18 protein-coding genes are annotated in these 18,166 nt (G+C 73.3%); 5 read left to right on the forward strand and 13 right to left on the reverse strand.

Going from position 1 to position 18,166, the window contains the following annotated elements; genetic code table 11:
* Nucleotides 1–185 precede the first annotated feature (185 nt).
* Nucleotides 186–1,730: an IMP dehydrogenase gene (guaB, locus tag ACFUUZ_RS27565; protein WP_378701175.1), complete on the reverse strand. Its 1,545-nt coding sequence runs from the start codon at nt 1,728–1,730 to the stop codon at nt 186–188.
* A gap of 277 nt (nt 1,731–2,007) precedes the next feature.
* Here guaB and ACFUUZ_RS27570 point away from each other — a divergent pair, with 277 nt between their 5' ends.
* The gene (locus tag ACFUUZ_RS27570) at nt 2,008–2,421 is read left to right on the forward strand and encodes a DUF5319 domain-containing protein (protein WP_011207424.1); all 414 of its coding nucleotides are present in this window, start codon (nt 2,008–2,010) and stop codon (nt 2,419–2,421) included.
* A gap of 124 nt (nt 2,422–2,545) precedes the next feature.
* On the opposite strand, the gene ACFUUZ_RS27575 is transcribed toward ACFUUZ_RS27570, so the two are convergent.
* From ACFUUZ_RS27575 to ACFUUZ_RS27585, 3 genes are all read right to left on the reverse strand, one after another.
* The gene (locus ACFUUZ_RS27575) at nt 2,546–3,628 is read right to left on the reverse strand and encodes an anti-sigma-D factor RsdA (RefSeq protein WP_378701177.1); all 1,083 of its coding nucleotides are present in this window, start codon (nt 3,626–3,628) and stop codon (nt 2,546–2,548) included.
* Nucleotides 3,621–4,199, reverse strand: a complete 579-nt coding sequence (locus ACFUUZ_RS27580; RefSeq protein WP_067646595.1) for a sigma-70 family RNA polymerase sigma factor — start codon at nt 4,197–4,199, stop codon at nt 3,621–3,623. Before ACFUUZ_RS27580 ends, ACFUUZ_RS27575 begins: the two co-directional genes overlap by 8 nt.
* A gap of 200 nt (nt 4,200–4,399) precedes the next feature.
* Nucleotides 4,400–5,371: a hypothetical protein gene (locus ACFUUZ_RS27585; protein ID WP_378701179.1), complete on the reverse strand. Its 972-nt coding sequence runs from the start codon at nt 5,369–5,371 to the stop codon at nt 4,400–4,402.
* 597 nt (nt 5,372–5,968) lie between these two features.
* Here ACFUUZ_RS27585 and ACFUUZ_RS27590 point away from each other — a divergent pair.
* The 3 genes from ACFUUZ_RS27590 to ACFUUZ_RS27600 all read left to right on the forward strand — a co-directional run bounded on the left by ACFUUZ_RS27590 (nt 5,969) and on the right by ACFUUZ_RS27600 (nt 7,387).
* Nucleotides 5,969–6,262: a WhiB family transcriptional regulator gene (locus ACFUUZ_RS27590; protein WP_067646602.1), complete on the forward strand. Its 294-nt coding sequence runs from the start codon at nt 5,969–5,971 to the stop codon at nt 6,260–6,262.
* A gap of 245 nt (nt 6,263–6,507) precedes the next feature.
* Entirely contained in the window at nt 6,508–7,146 is a 639-nt protein-coding gene (locus ACFUUZ_RS27595) for a sigma-70 family RNA polymerase sigma factor (RefSeq protein ID WP_281202002.1), read from the forward strand.
* A gap of 1 nt (nt 7,147) precedes the next feature.
* Entirely contained in the window at nt 7,148–7,387 is a 240-nt protein-coding gene (locus ACFUUZ_RS27600) for a hypothetical protein (protein ID WP_378701181.1), read from the forward strand.
* A gap of 57 nt (nt 7,388–7,444) precedes the next feature.
* Here the strand turns inward: ACFUUZ_RS27600 and groL are convergent, their stop codons facing one another.
* Together groL and groES are read right to left on the reverse strand one after the other, a co-directional pair.
* The gene (groL, locus tag ACFUUZ_RS27605) at nt 7,445–9,052 is read right to left on the reverse strand and encodes a chaperonin GroEL (RefSeq protein WP_378701183.1); all 1,608 of its coding nucleotides are present in this window, start codon (nt 9,050–9,052) and stop codon (nt 7,445–7,447) included.
* A 90-nt stretch (nt 9,053–9,142) separates the two neighbouring features.
* Entirely contained in the window at nt 9,143–9,445 is a 303-nt protein-coding gene (gene groES / locus ACFUUZ_RS27610) for a co-chaperone GroES (RefSeq protein ID WP_067646611.1), read from the reverse strand.
* A 443-nt stretch (nt 9,446–9,888) separates the two neighbouring features.
* Here groES and ACFUUZ_RS27615 point away from each other — a divergent pair, with 443 nt between their 5' ends.
* Nucleotides 9,889–11,376, forward strand: a complete 1,488-nt coding sequence (locus ACFUUZ_RS27615; RefSeq protein WP_378701184.1) for an Hsp70 family protein — start codon at nt 9,889–9,891, stop codon at nt 11,374–11,376.
* Nucleotide 11,377: 1 nt separating this feature from the next.
* Here the strand turns inward: ACFUUZ_RS27615 and tsaD are convergent, their stop codons facing one another.
* From tsaD to ACFUUZ_RS27650, 7 genes are read right to left on the reverse strand one after another with little or no spacing between them, the layout of a single operon-like run.
* A complete protein-coding gene (gene tsaD, locus ACFUUZ_RS27620) occupies nt 11,378–12,421 on the reverse strand; it encodes a tRNA (adenosine(37)-N6)-threonylcarbamoyltransferase complex transferase subunit TsaD (protein ID WP_378701186.1) in 1,044 nt (347 codons plus the stop codon).
* A complete protein-coding gene (gene rimI, locus ACFUUZ_RS27625; protein ID WP_378701221.1) occupies nt 12,418–12,927 on the reverse strand; it encodes a ribosomal protein S18-alanine N-acetyltransferase in 510 nt (169 codons plus the stop codon). The genes tsaD and rimI overlap by 4 nt, the downstream gene beginning before the upstream one ends.
* Nucleotides 12,928–12,950: 23 nt before the next feature.
* On the reverse strand, nt 12,951–13,679 hold the full coding sequence (gene tsaB / locus ACFUUZ_RS27630; protein ID WP_378701188.1) for a tRNA (adenosine(37)-N6)-threonylcarbamoyltransferase complex dimerization subunit type 1 TsaB: 729 nt from the start codon (nt 13,677–13,679) through the stop codon (nt 12,951–12,953).
* A gap of 48 nt (nt 13,680–13,727) precedes the next feature.
* Nucleotides 13,728–14,174, reverse strand: coding sequence for a tRNA (adenosine(37)-N6)-threonylcarbamoyltransferase complex ATPase subunit type 1 TsaE (gene tsaE, locus ACFUUZ_RS27635; protein WP_378701190.1), 447 nt, complete (start codon nt 14,172–14,174; stop codon nt 13,728–13,730).
* The gene (locus ACFUUZ_RS27640; protein ID WP_378701192.1) at nt 14,167–15,231 is read right to left on the reverse strand and encodes an alpha/beta fold hydrolase; all 1,065 of its coding nucleotides are present in this window, start codon (nt 15,229–15,231) and stop codon (nt 14,167–14,169) included. Before ACFUUZ_RS27640 ends, tsaE begins: the two co-directional genes overlap by 8 nt.
* 44 nt (nt 15,232–15,275) lie before the next feature.
* Nucleotides 15,276–16,475, reverse strand: coding sequence for an alanine racemase (gene alr / locus ACFUUZ_RS27645; RefSeq protein WP_378701194.1), 1,200 nt, complete (start codon nt 16,473–16,475; stop codon nt 15,276–15,278).
* Nucleotides 16,469–18,127, reverse strand: a complete 1,659-nt coding sequence (locus tag ACFUUZ_RS27650) for an NAD(P)H-hydrate dehydratase (protein ID WP_378701196.1) — start codon at nt 18,125–18,127, stop codon at nt 16,469–16,471. The genes alr and ACFUUZ_RS27650 overlap by 7 nt, the downstream gene beginning before the upstream one ends.
* Nucleotides 18,128–18,166 lie beyond the last annotated feature (39 nt).

Raw genomic sequence — 18,166 nt, forward strand, 5'->3', positions numbered from 1 at the left:
ACTCGCGGCTGCGCCGCATTGCTTCGGCCGCCGGACGCGGGACGGGCCGCAAACCCGTTGTGGGCTCGTCTACGACGTCGCCGCTGGATCCGGATGTGAACCCGGGGGTGCCGCCCCGGGGGGTGTGCCGCGCCGGGGTGCGGACATGGTTCTACCCCGGCCTCTGCAGAAGACCGGGGTAGAGCTTAGCCGCGGCCGGTGTAGTTGGGGGCCTCGACGGTCATGGTGATGTCGTGCGGGTGGCTTTCCTTCAGGCCCGCGGCGGTGATCTGGACGAACTGGGCGTCCTGGAGGTGCGCGATGTTCTGCGAGCCGGTGTAGCCCATGGCGGCGCGGAGGCCGCCGACGAGCTGGTGGATCACCTGGTTGACGGGGCCGCGGAACGGCACCCTTCCCTCGATGCCCTCGGGGACCAGCTTGTCCTCGGCCAGCACGTCGTCCTGGAAGTAGCGGTCCTTGGAGAAGCTCTTGGCCTGGCCGCGGCCCTGCATGGCGCCGAGCGAACCCATGCCGCGGTAGCTCTTGAACTGCTTGCCGCCGACCAGGATGAGCTCGCCGGGCGATTCCGCGGTGCCCGCGAGCAGCGAACCGAGCATGACGGTGGAGGCGCCCGCCGCGATGGCCTTGGCGATGTCGCCGGAGAACTGGATGCCGCCGTCGGCGATCACCGGGACGCCCGCGGGCCTGCACACCGAGACCGCCTCCAGGATCGCGGTGATCTGCGGCGCGCCGACGCCCGCGACCACGCGGGTGGTACAGATCGAGCCGGGGCCGACGCCGACCTTCACCGCGTCCGCGCCCGCGTCGACCAGCGCCTGCGCGCCCGCCCGCGTCGCGACGTTGCCGCCGATGATCTGGATCCGCTCGCCCACCTCGGTCTTCACCTTGGTGACCATCTGCAGCACCTGGGCCTGGTGGCCGTGCGCGGTGTCGACCACCAGCACGTCGACGCCCGCGTCGGCCAGCGTCATGGCGCGCGACCAGGCGTCCTCGCCGACGCCGACCGCGGCGCCGACCAGCAGCCTGCCGTCCCGGTCCTTGGTGGCGTTCGGGTACTGGTCGGTCTTGACGAAGTCCTTCACGGTGATCAGGCCGCGCAGCCTGCCGCCGCCGTCGACGATCGGCAGCTTCTCCACCTTGTGCCTGCGCAGCAGCCCGAGCGCCGCCTCCGCGGTGACGCCCTCCTGCGCGGTGATCAACGGCGCCTTGGTCATGACGTCCGCGACCCTGCGGCTCTGGTCCACCTCGAAGCGCATGTCGCGGTTGGTGATGATGCCGACCAGCGCGCCCTGCTCGTCCACCACCGGGAGGCCGGAGATGCGGAAGCGGGCGCACATGGCGTCCACCTCGGCGAGCGTGTCGGTCGGGCGGCAGGTGACCGGGTCGGTGACCATGCCCGCCTCGGAGCGCTTGACCGTCTCCACCTGGGCGGCCTGGTCGGCGGCGGAGAGGTTGCGGTGCAGCACCCCCATGCCGCCCGCGCGCGCCATGGCGATCGCCATCCGCGCCTCGGTGACGGTGTCCATGGCCGAGCTCACCAGCGGGGTGCGCAGCCGGATCTCGCGGGACAGCAGGCTGGAGGTCTCCACCGAGCTGGGAATGAGGTCCGACGCCGCGGGCAGCAGCAGCACGTCGTCGAACGTGAGACCGAGCATGGCGATCTTGTTCGGATCGTCACCACCCGTATGAGGGCGAGCGGCGAGTCGTTCGCCCGGTACGGGATTACTCATTCGGATCGACCCCTCCTGGACGTCGAAGGCACCGGGCGCCGGGTCGGAGACCGGCACCGCGGCGGTGTGAATCGGATGGACGGTGGCGGCGCCAGGCGCTCCGGACTCGGCGCGCGGTACGGACGGCTTCCGTAAATACGCCGAGCTGCGCGGGGTTCGCCTGTGCCTTTCGCCCATGGTATCGGTCGCGTGAACGCGATGTTCCAGTCGGTCCGCCCGGGAAACTTGCCCGGCGCACCGCTGGCGCAGACCCCCCTGTTCTGCGTACCGTGGGGATGTGCGTGACCATCTACCACCTGGCTTGCCGCCGGATCCGTTCGCCGGAGACCCCTCCGACCCGTCCGCCGCGCTCGACGCCATCGAGCCCGGTGAGCCGCTGGATCCCCACGAGCGCCTCGCGGTCGAGGAAGATCTCGCCGATCTCGCCGTCTACGAGGCGCTGCTGGCGCACCGCGGCATCCGCGGCCTCGTGGTCAGCTGCGAGGACTGCAGGCAGGATCACTACCACGACTGGGACATGCTGCGCGCGAACCTGCTGCAGCTGCTGGTCGACGGCACGGTCCGCCCGCACGAGCCAGCCTACGACCCGACCCCGGAGGCCTACGTCACCTGGGACTACTGCCGGGGATACGCGGACGCCTCGATGAACGAGGCCTTCCACGGCGACGGGTTCGACGGCTTCGACAGCTGAGACGAAGAACACCGCGGCGCGCGGGTACCGACGCGCCGAATCCACTCGGGCCCACGCACCGCCCGCTTCGACGCAGACACGAAAGAACCGGCCGTCGGGCGACGGCCGGTTCTTCGCGTTGTTCCTAGCCCGCGGGGGTGACCGGAGCGGCCGGAACCGACGGCACCTGCACCGTCGGCATGTTGTCCACCGACGGCGGTGACTGGGTCGGCACCTGCGGGGTGGGCGCGCCGCCACCCCCGGTGGGCACCACCACGGTCGGTGAGGAGATCGTGGTGGGGGCCGGGGGTGTCGGGGTGTTCGGCTCGCCGGGCTCCTGGGTCACGGGCGGCGGCTGCTGCTGCGTCGGAGCCGTCGGCTCGGTCGGCGGCACCGTGCCCGGTTCCTGGGTACCCGGCTCCTGGGTGCCGGGCAGCTCGGTGTTGAGCACCGAGGGATCCGGCGTACTGCCCGGGTTGTTCGGCGCCGTGGTCGGGGCGGGCCCCGTCGGCGTCGGCTCGGCGGGCCTCGACTGGGTCGAGGTGATCTGGCTGGCGATTTCGGGCGCGACCTTCCCCAGTTCCGCCACCAATGCGTTCCAGCGCTCGATCAGATCGTCCTGCTTGGCCGGGTCGTCGATCTGCTGCGCGGTCGTGCGCACCCGATCGAGCAGCACCCGCGCCTCGTCGTTGTCGCCCTGGGCCAGCGCCGCCTGCACCTGGGCCAGCTCGTCGTCGGCGCGCGCCACCACGGTGGTCTGCGCCTGCTCGCTGAACACGACCTCCTTGACCCGCCAGAGCGGGTCGCCGGGCTCGGCGCTGTACGAGAACGCCGTCATCCCGCCGAAGACCAGCGCCAGCGCGGCCGCGGCACCCATGAGCGGGCGCACCAGCCGGAGCCTGCCGCCGCTTCGCGGCCCGACCCTGACCTTCCTGGCACCGATCTCCTGATTGACCGCGGCCACGATCTCGTCGAGATCGGGCGCCGCCGGGAGCGGAGGCGCGACGACCTCCGCGCGCCAGTCCGCGAGCAGCGCCGCGAGCTGGAACTCCTCCGGGGTGTCGGTCTGCACCGGTCCATCGCTGGCGATGGCGTCGATGAGCGCGTCGTCGCGGCGTACCGCGGCGATATCGACGGGACCGGAGTCGCCGGTCCCCCCGGCGTAGGGACCGCTGTTCCGCGCGCCGAGCCACGCTTTGCGATCGCCGCGCTCGCCATCCCTAGCCATACATTTCACCTGCCCTCGCCACTTGTGACTTCAGTTTCGCGAGTGCCCTGTGCTGGGCAACCCGTATCGCGCCCGCCGTACTGCCCACGGCGACCGCGGTTTCTTCCGCTGACAGACCCATGACCAGACGGAGGATCAGGATCTCCCGATGCTTCTCCGGGAGAGTCGCGAGCAGACGGTTCATCTGGCGGCTCGTCTCGGAATCGAGAGCTCGTTGCTCCGGCCCCTGGTCGGTGGATATGACATCTGGTACTTCGGCCATCGCCTCCGCCTTGTTACGGGCGGCGTTCCGATGGGCGTCGGCGACCTTGTGCGAAGCGATCCCGTACACGAAGGCCATGAAGGGCCTGCCCTGATCCTGATACCGGGGCAGCGCCGTCATCACGGCCAGACAGACCTCCTGCGCGACGTCGTCGGCGGAGAGCTGGCCGCGCTCCGCAGCTCCGATCCGCGCCCGGCAGTAGCGCACCACCAGCGGTCGGACCAGTTCGAGTACCTGAGCTAAAGCGGATCTGTCGCCCTGCGCAGCGGCAGCGACGGCGAGGTCCAACTCTTCGCCCGAGTGCGTCATCGTCAGAGAGATTCCTGGCGTTACAAGTGGCACCGGGGGTGACGACCGGTGCTTCCGCCCGATCGGGCGGAACGGGTCTAACAATAGCGATACAGCGGATGCCACACGCGCACCCGGTGCGGTCGGCGGATCCCGCCCCCGGGAGCGGTTTTCGCTGCGCGGCCGCTCCCACCGTGGTCGGAGCGAAGATCGAATCCGGTTCAGGAGCCGGAGGGGGCGGAGAAGTCTCCCCCCCTTGTCCGGAGCAGGGCGGCGCACTCGGCCGCCTCCGCACCCGCCCCGGCCGCGCCGAGCCCGGCCCTGAGCATGGCGGTGGCCCAGCGCAGCGGGAGCAGGTCGTGCGCCGCGCAGTCGCGCGCGACCGGCTCGGCGAGCGCCGCCGCGCCCGCGGCGTCGCCCGCGGCGGCGGTGGCGGCGGCGAGCAGCAGGGCGGACTTGACCCGGTGCCGGGTCGAGGGGGCTTGCGCCCCCAGTTCCACGGCTGCCGCGGCGTGCTCCAGCGCGGTGCAGGCGTCGCCGACCGAGAGCGCGGTCTCCGCGGTCACCCAGTGCAGCCGGACGGCCGCGCGCGGGCGGGTGCGCGCGGGCTCGCGCACGCGGGCGAGCAGGCGGAAGGCGAGCGCGGGGCGGGCGCTGCCGAGCGCGTCGGCGGCGAGGCCGGTGAGCGCGTCGCACCAGGCGTCGACGGCGTCCGGGGCGCCGAACCAGGGGTCGGCGGATGCCGGGCCCGCGGTTTCCCGGCCCCCCGGTGCGGGATCGGCGGGCGCCGTGCCTGCGGAGACCACGGGGCCCGGCAGCGAGTCGGCGGGCGCCGGGGCCCCGGGGCTCGCCTCCGGCTCCGCGGGACGCCCCGGTGCCGGTTCGCGATGGGCGACGAACCCGGCGACGAGGGCGGCGGCGCGGCCGTCGGGGTCGGCGGCGGCGGTGTGCCTGCCGGACTGACGGACGAGCGAGGCCGTCGTGCTCAGCGCGAGCGAGCGCAGCACGGGGGCGGTGCCGGGACGGGTGAGCACCGCGAGTTCGGCGCGGGCGGCGGCGTAGCGCCCGGCGCCGCCGAGCGCGACGGCGCGGTGCCAGCGGTCGAGCGGGGTGCGGGCGGGCGGGAGTCCGGCGGCGCCGGGCGCGGCGCCGAACGCGGCGGCGGCGAGCACCGGGAGGGGATGGCGTACCACCGGGCGCACTGTATCCGAGCGGGCCCGGCGAACCGGTCTCACCTGCGCGGCAATCTCTCAGCATTTTCCACAGTGAACGATGTTTCCATCAGGTAAATCTCCGCCGGTCAATGCCGATCATGCGCACTTTCGAATTCACGCACGTTTCCCGCTATTAACCCGCGCGCCCCGTATTCGCCATCTCCAGCGCCCTCGACGAGCCACCGAGCGCGGGCGCGCGGCGCCGGCCGGGGCTCCGCGGCGGCGCCCGTCGCCGCCGAAACCGCGGCAAAAACGTGCCTACCAGCAGGTTTCCAAAGATGTACCGGACAGCGGTCGAGAACCTCGGTTTGGTCAACCGATCAGTATCGCCGGTACGGGCCGCCGTGTAAACAGCGCAAAGGTTAAATTTGTTCTCGAACGATTCGCGGAACCCCTGCGCCGAACTATTGACGGAAATTCGACCCGGGTCCTAACGTAACTCATCGCCACGGTCGGCGCCGCGCGAAATTGCAGCGACCCCGAGTCAGCGAGCTCCGCCGACACCGCGGTTCACACCTGTTCGCCTGTAGAACCGGCTCGACAACGCCGACGAGCTCGCACCACGAGGAGTTCACCATGCCCATGCCAACCCACCTTCCCGGACCGAACGCCGATGTCTGGGATTGGCAGATGCGCGGCTCCTGCCGCGGTGTGGATTCGGCGGTGTTCTTCCACCCCGACGGGGAGCGCGGCCGCGCCCGCACCGCGCGGGAGATGCGCGCCAAGGAGATCTGCCGGACCTGCCCGGTGCTCATGCAGTGCCGCTCGCACGCGCTCAAGGTGAGCGAGCCGTACGGCATCTGGGGCGGGATGTCCGAGACCGAGCGGGAGCTGCACGCCCGGCGCAACCGGCGCCGGATGACGGTCTGAGCCGATCCCATCCGCCGGGGGCACCGGCACCGAATGCCTGTAAGCCAAACGGTCGCTCGGTGCCCAGTCTTTCCGGCGCGCTTGATCGGAAGTTTTCCTCGGCACCGGGAGCATGAGCTGGTAGCCGCCGCGCCGGAGCGGAAGTTTTCCGCACCGCGGCCGGTTGGCCGATGGTTTGCCGTGTCCTGCCACGGTGCCGACGGTCGCGCGCTACCGTAGTCCGCGATGACTCAGAATGGAGCGTTGTGACGACGCGGCCGTCGGCCGCAGGGGGCGATGCGTTCCGGAGAGCAGCCTGCCCACCGGGCACGGGCACTGCTACGACGGCGCGCGCGGCGGAGAATCTCGAGCTCGCGCAGCTGCTACGCGGCTGCGGCCGCGCCGACCAGGAGGCGTTCGCCGAGCTCTACGACCGCACCAGCGCGCGGGTGTTCGGGTTGGTGCTCCGGGTGCTGCAGGACGCGGGCTACGCCGAGGAGACGACCCAGGAGGTCTATCTCCAGATCTGGCGCACCGCCTCGGGGTTCGACCCGGCGAAGGGCTCGGCGCTCACCTGGCTGATGACCCTGGCCCACCGCCGCGCGGTCGACCGGGTGCGCGCGGAGCAGGCGCACAGCCAGCGCGAGAACACCTACGGCAGCCGGGTACTCGGGTACGACTTCGACGAGGTGACCGAGGAGGTGGAACGCAGGCTGGAGCAGCAGGCCGTGGTGGCCGGGCTGGCGACGCTGACCGAGACGCAGCGCGAGGCGATCTCGCTCGCCTACTACGGCGGCCGCACCTACGCGGAGGTTGCCCGGCATCTCGGCGTAGGCTTGCCTACGGTCAAGTCCCGCATACGGGACGGGCTCACTCGCCTGAAGAGAAGTTTGGGGGTGCCGTGAGATGGACGAGCCGGGTCTCGACCTCGCGCACACCGTCGCGCTCGGCTCGATCGACGACGAAGACCACGAAGCGGTGGTCGCGATGCTCGGCACCGCGGCCCGCGAGGAGTTCCTCACCGAGGTGAGAAGCTCCAGAGCCGCGCTCTCCGCGCTTTCCGAGGTCACCGCCGCGCCCCCACCTCCCGCGCTCCGCGCCCGCCTCCTGGACGCCATCGCCCCCGAGCGCGACACCGCCTCCTAGCCACGAACGCCCCCGAACCCGACAGGGTCCGGGGGCGCCGCTCGCGGAATGGCGAACTCAGTGCGCGTGCCCGTGGTGCGAGTGATCCTCTTCCTCGGCGGGCTTGTCCACCACGGCGCTCTCGGTGGTGAGCACCATGCGCGCCACCGAGGCGGCGTTGACCACCGCGGAGCGGGTGACCCGGACCGGGTCGACCACGCCCTCGGCGAGCAGGTCGCCGTAGGTGAGCGTGGCGGCGTTGAAGCCCTGCTCCCCCTCGACGATCTTGCTGACCACGACGGCGCCGTCCAGCCCGGCATTGGTGGCGATCCAGTACAGCGGCGCGCGCAGCGCCTGCCGCACCACCTCGACGCCGACCGCCTGATCGCCGGAGAGCGAATCGCGCAGCGCCTCCAGCCCGGCCCCGGCCTGCACCAGCGCGGTGCCGCCGCCGGGCACGATGCCCTCGGCCACGGCCGCCTTGGCCGCCGCGACCGCGTCGTCCACCCGGTACTTGCGCTCCTTGAGCGCGGTCTCGGTGGCCGCGCCGACCCGGATCACCGCGACGCCGCCCGCCAGCTTGGCCAGCCGCTCCTCGAGCTTCTCCCGGTCCCAGTCGGAGTCGGTCGCCTCGATCTCGCGGCGCAGCTGCGCGCTGCGGGCCGCCAGGTCGTCGGCGGTGCCAGCGCCGTCGATGATGGTGGTGTCGTCCTTGGTGACCACGACGCGGCGGGCGACGCCGAGCACGTCCAGCCCGGCCTCGCGCAGCCCGATGCCGATGTCCGGGTTCACCACGGTGCCCGCGGTGACGACGGCGAGGTCGTCCAGGAACGCCTTGCGCCGGTCACCGAAGAACGGCGCCTTGACCGCGACGGCCTTGATCGTCTTGCGGATGCTGTTCACGACCAGGGTGGAGAGCGCCTCGCCCTCGACGTCCTCGGCGATGATCAGCACGGCCTTGCCGCTCTCCGCGATCTTCTCCAGCAGCGGGAGCAGGTCGGGCAGCGAGCTGATCTTCTCCCGGTGCAGCAGGATGTAGGCGTCCTCGAGGACGGCCTGCTGCGCGTCGGTGTCGGTGACGAAGTAGGGCGAGAGGTAGCCCTTGTCGAACTGCACGCCCTCGGTGACGACCAGCTCGGTCAGCAGCGTCGAGGCCTCCTCGACGGTGACGACGCCGTCCTTGCCGACGGTGGTCAGCGCCTTGCCGACCATCTCGCCGATCTCCGGGTCGCGCGAGGAGACGGTGGCGACCTGGGCGATGGCCTGCTCGCCGGAGACCGGGGTGGCCAGCTTCAGCAGCGCCTCGGAGACGGCGTCGGCCGCCTTGGCGATGCCCGCGCCGACGGCGATCGGGTTGGCGCCCGCGGCGATGTTCTTCAGCCCGCCCCTGACCAGCGCCTGGGCCAGCACGGTCGCGGTGGTGGTGCCGTCGCCCGCGACGTCGTTGGTCTTGGTCGCGACGCTCTTCACCAGCTGCGCGCCCAGGTTCTCGAACGGGTCCTCGAGCTCGATGTCGCGCGCGATCGTGACGCCGTCGTTGGTGACGGTCGGGCCGCCGAAGGCCTTGGCGAGCACGACGTGCCTGCCGCGCGGGCCGAGGGTGACCTTCACGGCGTCGGCGAGCTTGTCGACACCGCGTTCCAGAGCCCGGCGAGCCTTCTCGTCGAACTCGATCTGCTTTGCCATGGGGTTTCGCTCCTGTGGTTTCGGTGCAGGCCGGAACGCACTCCGCCCCGGGTCGGACGACTCCGGGGCGGAACGCGGGTGCCCGAACGGCTACTTGGTGACGACGGCCAGCACGTCACGCGCCGACAGGATGAGGTACTCCCCGCCCTGGTACTTGATCTCGGTGCCGCCGTACTTGCTGTAGATGACGGTGTCACCCTCCTGGACGTCCAGCGGGATGCGCTTCTCGCCCTCGTCGTCCCAGCGACCGGGGCCGACGGCCACGACGGTGCCCTCCTGCGGCTTCTCCTTGGCCGTGTCGGGGATGACCAGGCCGGAGGCAGTCGTCGTCTCGGCCTCGTTGGCCTGGACGAGGATCTTGTCCTCGAGCGGCTTGATGTTCACGCTCGCCACGTTGAGCCCTCCACTTTCGGGGATTACGGTCGGGCGGAACAGAGTTGTCCCACCCGTTGGGGTCGTATTCTGCTGACCCTGCGTATCAGCCCCGTCGTCGCGGGTGCCGGAGCCCTCACACAGTGCCGACTAGCACTCTATACATGCGAGTGCCAGCGCTCAAGGTTTGACTCTGCTACCGCTGCTCACCGGCCGGAACACGCCCCGTTCAGTCACCGGACCTGCGGGACTTTCCAAGCCACCGGTAAATCTGTAACGTTCGGATAACGGATCGTGACACTATGGTCGAGCGTTCCGTGTCGGCCGTTCCGCACCACCGATCGAGCATCGAGGCTCGCCGGAACCAGGCTTCACCGTGACTCCGCGTCACAGTGACAGCGGGACCTCCGAACCGAACACCTAACGCCACCACACGGACAGTCCGCGCGCGAGGGGAGGTGACCATGCGAACATCTCTGGGGATCTCGGCAGGGAACGACGTCGTCTGCTCGGCCACCGTCGCCACCGCGCCGAACGGCGCCCAGACCTTCGACTACCGGGTCGTCTCCACCGACGCCGCGCACTCCGACCTCGGCGACCTGGTCACCTCGTCGATCGAGCTGATGACCACCCAGCTGCCCGCCACGCACCCGCGCGAGCCGGTGCACCCGGTCGGCCCCCGCTTCACCGAGCTGCACGAGCCGGTCCAGGCCGAGGCGCCGACCAGCGTCGCGGTCGCGTACCGCGGCAAGGAGCAGGAGCAGATCATCCGCGCCGCCACCGGCAGGCAGCGGGATCTGCGCATGGTGCCCGAGTTCACCGCCGCGCTCACCTACCTGCGGCACACCGGGCTGCTCGACCGGTACGCCACGGTCGCCGTCGTCGACCTCGGCGCCACCGGGCTCACCGTCACCGTCGCGGACCGCGCCGACGGCACCGTGCTCGTCGCCGAACGCACCTCGCTGCTCAGCGGCAACGCCATCGACGAGCTCATCTACCGGCACCTGGTGGACCAGCACTTCGCCCGGCGCGGCACCCGCCCGAACCGGACCACCCTGGTGAACCGGGCGCGGGCCGCCAAGGAGCACCTCTCGGTGACGCCCGCCGTCACCGTCGACCACGTGGCGGGCCGCCCGCTCAAGCTGACCCGCGAGGACTTCGAGTACCTGATCGCCCGGCTGCTCGGCGACATCGCGGAGTTCACCGCCATCGCGGCCGAGCGCGCGGGCAGGCTGCCGGAGGCGGTCACCGTGATCGGCGGCGGGGCCAATATCCCCGCGGTGCTCTCCGCGCTGCACGACCGGCTCGGCATCCCGGTGCTCACCGTGCGCGACCCGGACGCCGTGATCGCGAAGGGCGCCGCGCTCGTCGCCGACCAGGCGCAGCTGGTGGCCGAGGCCCCGGCCGCCGCGGTGCGCGCCGACACCTCGGGCCGCACCGTGACCAAGGTGGCGGGCGTGCTGGTCGGCGCGCTGGTCGTGGTCGGGCTCGTGATCGGTTACGGGGTGCGCGAACTCGCGCCGATCGCGGACGAGGAGATCTCGCCCGCGGGCACGACCAGCAGCGGCGGGGTGCCCCCGACAACGCCGCCGGTCACGCCGACGCCGGTGCTCGCGCCCGGCACCACCGCCGAACCGCCCGCGCCGAGCTCGGCCGCTCCCCCGCCGGTCGTCGTGACCACCAGCCGCCCCGCGGGCCCCACCTCGCCGACGCTGCGCCCCGACCCGAACATGCCGCCGATCCCGTTCCCGAACTCGCTCGGCCCCGGGCTGGAGATCCCGACCAGCGTGCCGGGCCGGGTGGCCGACCCCACCCCGGCCGCGCCGAACGCGCAGACCCCGGCCGAGAGCACCATGCCGCTGGCACCGCCCGTCGACTCCGGCTCCGCGAGCGGGGAGACCACGACGGCGGAGAGCTCGACGCCGCTACCGACGCTCGCCGTCCCGCGCTGACTCAGCCCACCCGGCTGACCGAGACCGGCAGCCCAGGGTCGGTCTCCACCGTGAGCGGGGAGGGCTGCGCGCCGCCCGCGATCACGTGCGCGCCGAGCGCGGCGATCATCACCCCGTTGTCGGTGCAGAGCCGCGGCTTCGGCACCCGCAGCGTGAGCCCGGCCGCGGCGCAGCGCTCCTCGGCCATCGAGCGGATCCGGGAGTTGGCCGTCGCGCCGCCGCCGAGGACCAGGGTGTCCACCCCGGCGTCCCGCGCGGCGCGGACCGCCTTGCCGGTCAGCACATCGGCCACCGCCTCCTGGAAGGAGGCCGCGATATCCGGGATCGGCAGCGCGTCGGGGGCGACCCCGGCGCGCTGGGCCGCCTCGACGTGCCGCGCCACCGCCGTCTTGAGGCCGGAGAAGGAGAAGTCGTAGCGGGCGTCGCGCGGACCGGTCATGCCGCGCGGGAAGGCGATCGCGCGCGGGTCGCCGCTCGCCGCGGCGGCGTCCAGCGCGGGGCCGCCGGGGAAGCCGAGGCCGAGCAGCCGCGCGACCTTGTCGAAGGCCTCGCCCGCCGCGTCGTCCACGGTGCTGCCCAGCTCGGTGATCGGCTCGGCCAGGTCGGTGACGCGCAGCAGGTGCGTGTGGCCGCCGGAGACCAGCAGCGCGACGCAGGGCGGCATCGGGCCGTGCTCCAGGGTGTCCACCGCGACGTGCCCGCCCAGGTGGTTCAGCGCGTAGAACGGGATGTCCCAGGCCGCCGCGTACGCCTTGGCCGCGGCCACCCCGACCAGCAGCGCGCCCGCCAGCCCCGGCCCGATGGTGACGGCGAGCGCGTCCGGCCTGGCCACGCCCGCGGTGGCCAGCGCCCGGCGCATGGCAGGCACGATCGCCTCCAGGTGCGCCCGCGAGGCGATCTCCGGCACCACGCCGCCGAACCGGGCGTGCTGGTCGACGCTGGAGGCCACCTCGTCGGCGAGCAGCTCGCAGCGGCCGTCGGGGTGCCTGCGCACCACGCCGACGCCGGTCTCGTCGCAGGAGCTCTCGATACCGAGCACGATCACGACAGCACCTCGTCGCTGCGGACCGCCGCGTCCGCGCCGCCATCCGGCGCGAGCCCGGGGAAGTCGCCGAGCTCGGGGCGGCGCATGGTGTAGGCGTCGGCGCCGCTGGGCTGGTAGTAGTTCTTGCGCAGCCCGATGATGTGGAAGCCGTGCTTGGCGTAGAGCGCGATGGCGGGGGCGTTGTCGGTGCGCACCTCGAGGAACACCGGGCCGCCGCGCTTGGCCGCCTCGGCGAGCAGCCACTCCAGCAGCAGCGTGCCGATGCCCGCCCGGTGCACCTCGGGGTCGACGCCGATGGTGTGCACCTCGGCCTCCGGGTAGGCGGCGTCGCCGAGCAGCGCGATCCCGGCGTACCCGACCAGCCTGCCGTCGGCGTCCCGCGCCGCGATGTAGCGGTTGTGCGACCCGGCCAGCTCGGAGTGGAAGGAGACCGCGTGCCACGGGTCGTCCTCCGGGAAGAGCAGCTGCTCGAGTTCGACGCAGCGCTCGATGTCGCGCGGCCGCATCGGCTCGATCTGGATCGTCACGATCACGCTCCCGTCCGGTCGAGGGTGCGGTAGCTGCGCTCGACCGCGTCCGGCCTGCGCAGGTAGAGCGGGACGAGCGGCTCGGGGACGGCCCCGGCGAGCAGCGCGGGCGCGGCGACGGTGACCAGCCCGTGCGGCGACGGACTCTCCACCGGGAGCACCGGCAGGTCGAAGAGGTCGACGTGCGAGGCGGAGCCCGCGATCGCCGCGGCGGCCTCCGGGTCGACGTCGGCGGGTTTGTCCACCGCGGGCCCCGCCACCCGCAGGCCGTCGCGGTAGCGGGCCCAGTACACCTCGCGGCGCCTGGCGTCGGTCACCACCAGCAGCCCCGCCGCGTCCGGATCGGAGCCCGCGCCCGGCTTTTCGGCGCGGGCGCCCGGCTCCCGCCGCGCGTCGGCGGCGATGGCGTCCAGGCTGCACACGCCGTACACCGGGATGCCGAGCGCGTCGCCGAAGGCGGCCGCGGTCGCCATCCCCACCCGCAGCCCGGTGAACGGGCCCGGCCCGACCCCGGCCACGACGGCGTCGATGTCGGAACGGGCACAGCCCGACTCGGCGAGACACTCCAGGATCTGCGGGGTCAGCACCTCGGCGTGCGCGCGAGCGTCGACGTGCACCCGCGCGGTGACGGTGCGCACCCGCTCCGGGATCGGCCCGGCTCCGGTCTGCTCGAGGTGCACCAGCCCCGCGGTGACGGCGGGGGTCGCGGTGTCGACGGCGAGTACAAGCATGATTCGGTCAACGATACCGGGTGGTACCGCCGCCGAAGGGGCGCGGGTTCACCGCTCCCGCACCCACTCCCAACTGGCCGTTCGCACATCGGATTCCGGCTCCCGGACCAGCCGGACCAGCAGGTGCCGGTCGGTCAGGTGCTCGACGACGCCGCGCCCCCACTCGACCACGACGACCGCGCGGTCCAGGTCGGCGTCGAGGTCGAGGGCGTCGAGTTCGTCCAGGTCACCGGCGAGCCGGTAGGCGTCGACGTGCACCAGCCCGACCCCGCGGCCGCCGGGGCGGTGCGCCCTGGCGATCACGAAGGTGGGCGAGCTCACCCGGCCGAGCACGTCGAGCCCGGCCGCGATGCCGCGGGTGAGCGCGGTCTTGCCCGCGCCGAGCGGGCCGTCCAGCACCACCAGGTCGCCCGCGCGCAGCCCGGCGGCCAGCTCCCGGCCGAGCGCCTCGGTGTCCTCGACCGTCGGCAGCAGCCTGGTGCCCGGATCAGCCACCGGAGGCCGTCCGCTCGCCGGCCGCGGGCACGGCCCTGGCGAAGAGCCGGTCCAGCGCCGCGTTGACGGCGTCCGGGAACTGCAGGTGCGGCATGTGCGCGCCGCCGTCCAGCCGGACCAGCTCGGCCTCCGGGATCTCTCCGGCCAGCAGCTCGGAGTTCTTGAACGGGATCACCCGGTCGTGCCCGCCGCCGATCACCACCGCTGGCACCCCGGCCAGCGCGGGCAGCGCCGCCGACTCGTCGTGCACCTCGATGGCCTGCAGGAACTTCACGATGGTCGAGACCGGGGTGCGGTCGATCATCATGGTGGTGAAGCGGGAGAGCGTCGGGCTCACCTGGCCGTGGAACGAGCTCACGTGCAGCAGCGGGGTGATCACGTGCCGTGCGGTGGTGCGGCCCGCCTGCACCAGCGCGGGCGCCAGCCGCACCGCGAGCCGGAAGCCGTCCAGCGCGGGGTTGGGCAGCAGCTGGCCGATGCCGCCCGCGGTCATCCCCGCGGCGGTGGTGCAGATCAGCGCGATCCCCGCGACCCGCTGCCGGAACAGCTGCCGGTGCGCGGCCGCGGCGGCGAGCACCGCCATGCCGCCGAGCGAGTGCCCGATGACGACGACGGGGCCGCGCGGGGCCCGCGCCTCGAGTACGGCGGCCAGGTCGGCGCCGAGCTGGGCCACCGTGCAGTTCGCCGCCGTCGGGACGCCGGACTCGCCGTGGCCGCGCTGGTCGTAGAAGACCAGCCGGGCCCGGTCGCCCCAGAGCGCGGGCAGGTCGCGGCGCTGGAAGTGGTAGGAGGTCATGTCGTTGCAGAAGCCGTGCACGAAGACGACGGTGACCGCGGCGTCGGCCGGGCCGTGCTCGCGGATCGCGAGCGGGACGCCGTCGGTGGCGTGCACCACGGCGGAGCGGTCCCGGTGCAGCAGGCCGAAGTCCTCGTCCCGGTACTCGTCGGCGCGCGCGGGCCACAGCACCCGGGAACCCATGCGCCGCAGCACGTGCGCGACGGCGAGTGCGCTCACGGCGACCGCGGTCGCCGCGCCGCCCTGCACGATCCGCTTCATCCGTCCTCCTGTGTCGGACGGATCAGCGGCTGCGCGATGGTCGCTCATCCGTCCTCCTGTGTGAAAGTCCGCCGCACCCGGCCGCGCGGGGCGCACACCACCTCGTAGTGGATGGTTCCGAGCAGGTCGGCCCACTCCTGCGCGCCGGGAACACCGGGGCCCGCGCCGAAGAGCACGGCCTCGTCGCCGGGGCGGACCCCGGCGGCGTTCGCGCCGAGATCGACCATCAGCTGATCCATGCACACCCGCCCCACGCTGGGCCGCCTCGCCCCCCCGACGACGACATCGAAGCGGCCGCCGAGCGTTCGGAACACACCATCGGCGTACCCGGCCGGGATCAGCGCAACCGTGGTGTCCCGCGGCGCGATCCATTCGTGGCCGTAGGAGACACCCTCACCCGCCGCGACCTCCTTCACCAGCCCGACCCGCGCCCGGAAGGTCATCGCCGGGCGCAGCCCGAAGTCGCCCGCCTCCGGCACCGGGTTCAGCCCGTAGACCGCGATCCCGGGCCGCACCATGTCAAAGGCGAGGTCGGGCCTGGTCAGGGTGGCCGCGGAGTTGGCGAGGTGCAGCACCTCGGGCGCGAGGCCGTACTCCTTCGCCAGCGCGACCGCCTCGACGAACCGGGTGCGCTGCACGTCCAGGAAGGGGTGGCCGGGCTCGTCGGCGTGCGCGAGGTGCGAGAAGATCGCGCGCAGCCGCACCGCCCGCTCGTCGACCAGGGTGCGCAGCGCGGTCAGCACCGCGGGGTACTCGGCGGCGGCGACGCCGTTGCGGTTCAGCCCGGTGTCCACCTTGAGGCTCACCACGGCGGCGCAGCCGGTGGCGCGGGCGGCGGCGGCCACCGCGTCCAGCTGCGCGAGCGAGGAGACGCCGATCTCCACATCGGCGCGGACGGCGGCGGCGAAGTCGGCATCGGCGTCGTTGAGCCAGCACAGCACCGGGGCGGTGATGCCCGCTTCGCGCAGCGCGACGGCCTCGGTCACCGTGGTCACGCCGAGCTCGCGGGCGCCCGCCGCCAGCGCGGCGCGGCCGACCTCGACCGCGCCGTGGTTGTAGCCGTCCGCCTTGACCACGACCATCAGCGCCGCCGTACCCGCGTGTTCCCGCAGGATCCGCACATTGTGCGCGATGGCGCCCAGGTCGACGACGGTCTCCGCTTGCGCATGCACGGTGCCCGATCCTGCCACTGTGTCCGGGGTCGCAGGCGGGCGCGGCGGTCCCGGCGTGCCCCCGGTCACCACCCGCCCGCTCCCGCTGTGGCGCGCAGGGTGGCGATGGCGGGGCGGAGGTGTTCGAGAAGGGGGGTTGCTGAGATCGGCGCGCCCGCGGGGGTGGAGGGTTCGGAAGGGGGCGCGGCGGACGCGATGGTGCGGACCGCGGCGGAAGTGGAGGCGGCAGCGAAGGTGGGCGCGGCGGCCCGAGGAGGCCCGGCTGCCGAAGAAGGCGCGGCGGCGGAGGTGGGCGCAACGGCTCGGGCGGCGAGGTTGGCGGCGAGGGCGTGGGCTCTGGCGGCGGCGGCCGCGGCCCACAGGGGGGTGCGGCCTGCGGCGAGGAGGGCGCCGATGACGCCCGCCAGGATGTCGCCCGCGCCTGCGGTGGCGGCCCAGGAGCCGCCCGCCTCGTTGACGAGCACGGTGCCGTCCGGGGCGGCGATCACGGTCGCGCGGCCCTTGAGCAGAACCGTGACGTTCCACTCGCGGGCCAGCTCGCGGACCGCGGCGACCCGGTCGGGGCCGAGTGCGCGGCCGGTGAGGCGGGCGAACTCGCCCGCGTGCGGGGTGAGCACGGTCGGGGCGGTGCGGCCGCGCAGCGGCGCGGGGTCGGCGGCCAGGATGGTGAGCGCGTCGGCGTCGGCGACCACCGGCAGGTCGGTGCCGAGCACAGTGTGCAGCCGCTCGGCCGCGGCCGCGTCGGTGCCCGCGCCCGGGCCGATCACCCAGGACTGCACCCGGCCCGCGCTCGCGGGGTCGTCGGTGGCGATGACCTCGGGGAAGCGGGCCAGCACCGCGTCCGCGCCGGTCCCCGCGTACCGCACGAGACCGGAGGTCGCGGCCACGGCGGCGCCGACGCAGAGCACCGCGGCACCCGGGTAGCGGGCGCTGCCCGCCGAGACCCCGGTCACCCCCTGGCTGTACTTGTCGTCCTCCGCTCCCGGCACCGGCCACTCGGCGCCGATCTCCGCGGGCTCCAGCGCGGCGAATTCCGGGGCGGGCAGCCGCAATCCGATGTCGACCAGCTCGATCCGGCCGCAGTGCGGCGCGGCCAGCGCGTGCACCGGCTTCCGCGCGCCGAAGGCGACGGTCACCGCGGCGCGCACGGCCGGGCCGTCCACCGCGCCGGTGTCCGGGTCGACGCCGCTCGGCAGGTCGGCGGCGACGATCGGCGCGGTGACGGCGTCTACCAGCGCCGCCGCCATCGGGCGCAGCGCGCCGCGGCCTGAGATTCCCACGATGCCGTCGACCACCAGGTCGGCATCGAGCGCCGCGGTGATCGCCGGCGGAAGCGGAGCACCGCCTGCCCCGGCGGCGCCGTCCCCTCGACCACGAGCAGGGGCGACGTCGAGCACCCGACCTCCGGCACGGCGCAGGGCGGCCAGCCCGGCGGCGTGCACCCGGTCGGGGTTCAGGAGCAGCGCGGTGACCGCGACGCCGCGGCGGCGCAGGCCTGCACCGGCGAACAGGGCATCCCCGCCGTTGTCCCCTGACCCCACCAGCAGCGTCACCCGCCGCCCCGCCACACCACCGGTGCGCTCGACGAGCTCCCGCGCCACCACGGTGGCGAGCCCGTGCGCAGCCCGGCGCATCGGCACCCCGGCGGCAACGCGGGTGAAGAGCTCCGCCTCGGCGGCGCGCACCTGGTCAGCGGTGTAGTAACCCCGGCGGGCGAACTCCATGACCCCTCCTGTGCTGAAGCGATGCCGAACACCTCGACG

This window comes from Nocardia sp. NPDC057353 (genome assembly GCF_042667085.1).
Classification (GTDB): Bacteria; Actinomycetota; Actinomycetes; order Mycobacteriales; family Mycobacteriaceae; genus Nocardia.

Bases quoted from the DNA above. Each gene is read 5' to 3' on its own strand.
- guaB (WP_378701175.1), bottom strand. From the start codon at position 1,730: ATGAGTAATCCCGTACCGGGCGAACGACTCGCCGCTCGCCCTCATACG.
- ACFUUZ_RS27575 (WP_378701177.1), bottom strand. From the start codon at position 3,628: ATGGCTAGGGATGGCGAGCGCGGCGATCGCAAAGCGTGGCTCGGCGCG.
- ACFUUZ_RS27580 (WP_067646595.1), bottom strand. From the start codon at position 4,199: ATGACGCACTCGGGCGAAGAGTTGGACCTCGCCGTCGCTGCCGCTGCG.
- ACFUUZ_RS27590 (WP_067646602.1), top strand. From the start codon at position 5,969: ATGCCCATGCCAACCCACCTTCCCGGACCGAACGCCGATGTCTGGGAT.
- ACFUUZ_RS27600 (WP_378701181.1), top strand. From the start codon at position 7,148: ATGGACGAGCCGGGTCTCGACCTCGCGCACACCGTCGCGCTCGGCTCG.
- groL (WP_378701183.1), bottom strand. From the start codon at position 9,052: ATGGCAAAGCAGATCGAGTTCGACGAGAAGGCTCGCCGGGCTCTGGAA.
- ACFUUZ_RS27615 (WP_378701184.1), top strand. From the start codon at position 9,889: ATGCGAACATCTCTGGGGATCTCGGCAGGGAACGACGTCGTCTGCTCG.
- rimI (WP_378701221.1), bottom strand. From the start codon at position 12,927: ATGCGGCCGCGCGACATCGAGCGCTGCGTCGAACTCGAGCAGCTGCTC.
- tsaB (WP_378701188.1), bottom strand. From the start codon at position 13,679: ATGCTTGTACTCGCCGTCGACACCGCGACCCCCGCCGTCACCGCGGGG.
- ACFUUZ_RS27640 (WP_378701192.1), bottom strand. From the start codon at position 15,231: ATGAAGCGGATCGTGCAGGGCGGCGCGGCGACCGCGGTCGCCGTGAGC.
- ACFUUZ_RS27650 (WP_378701196.1), bottom strand. From the start codon at position 18,127: ATGGAGTTCGCCCGCCGGGGTTACTACACCGCTGACCAGGTGCGCGCC.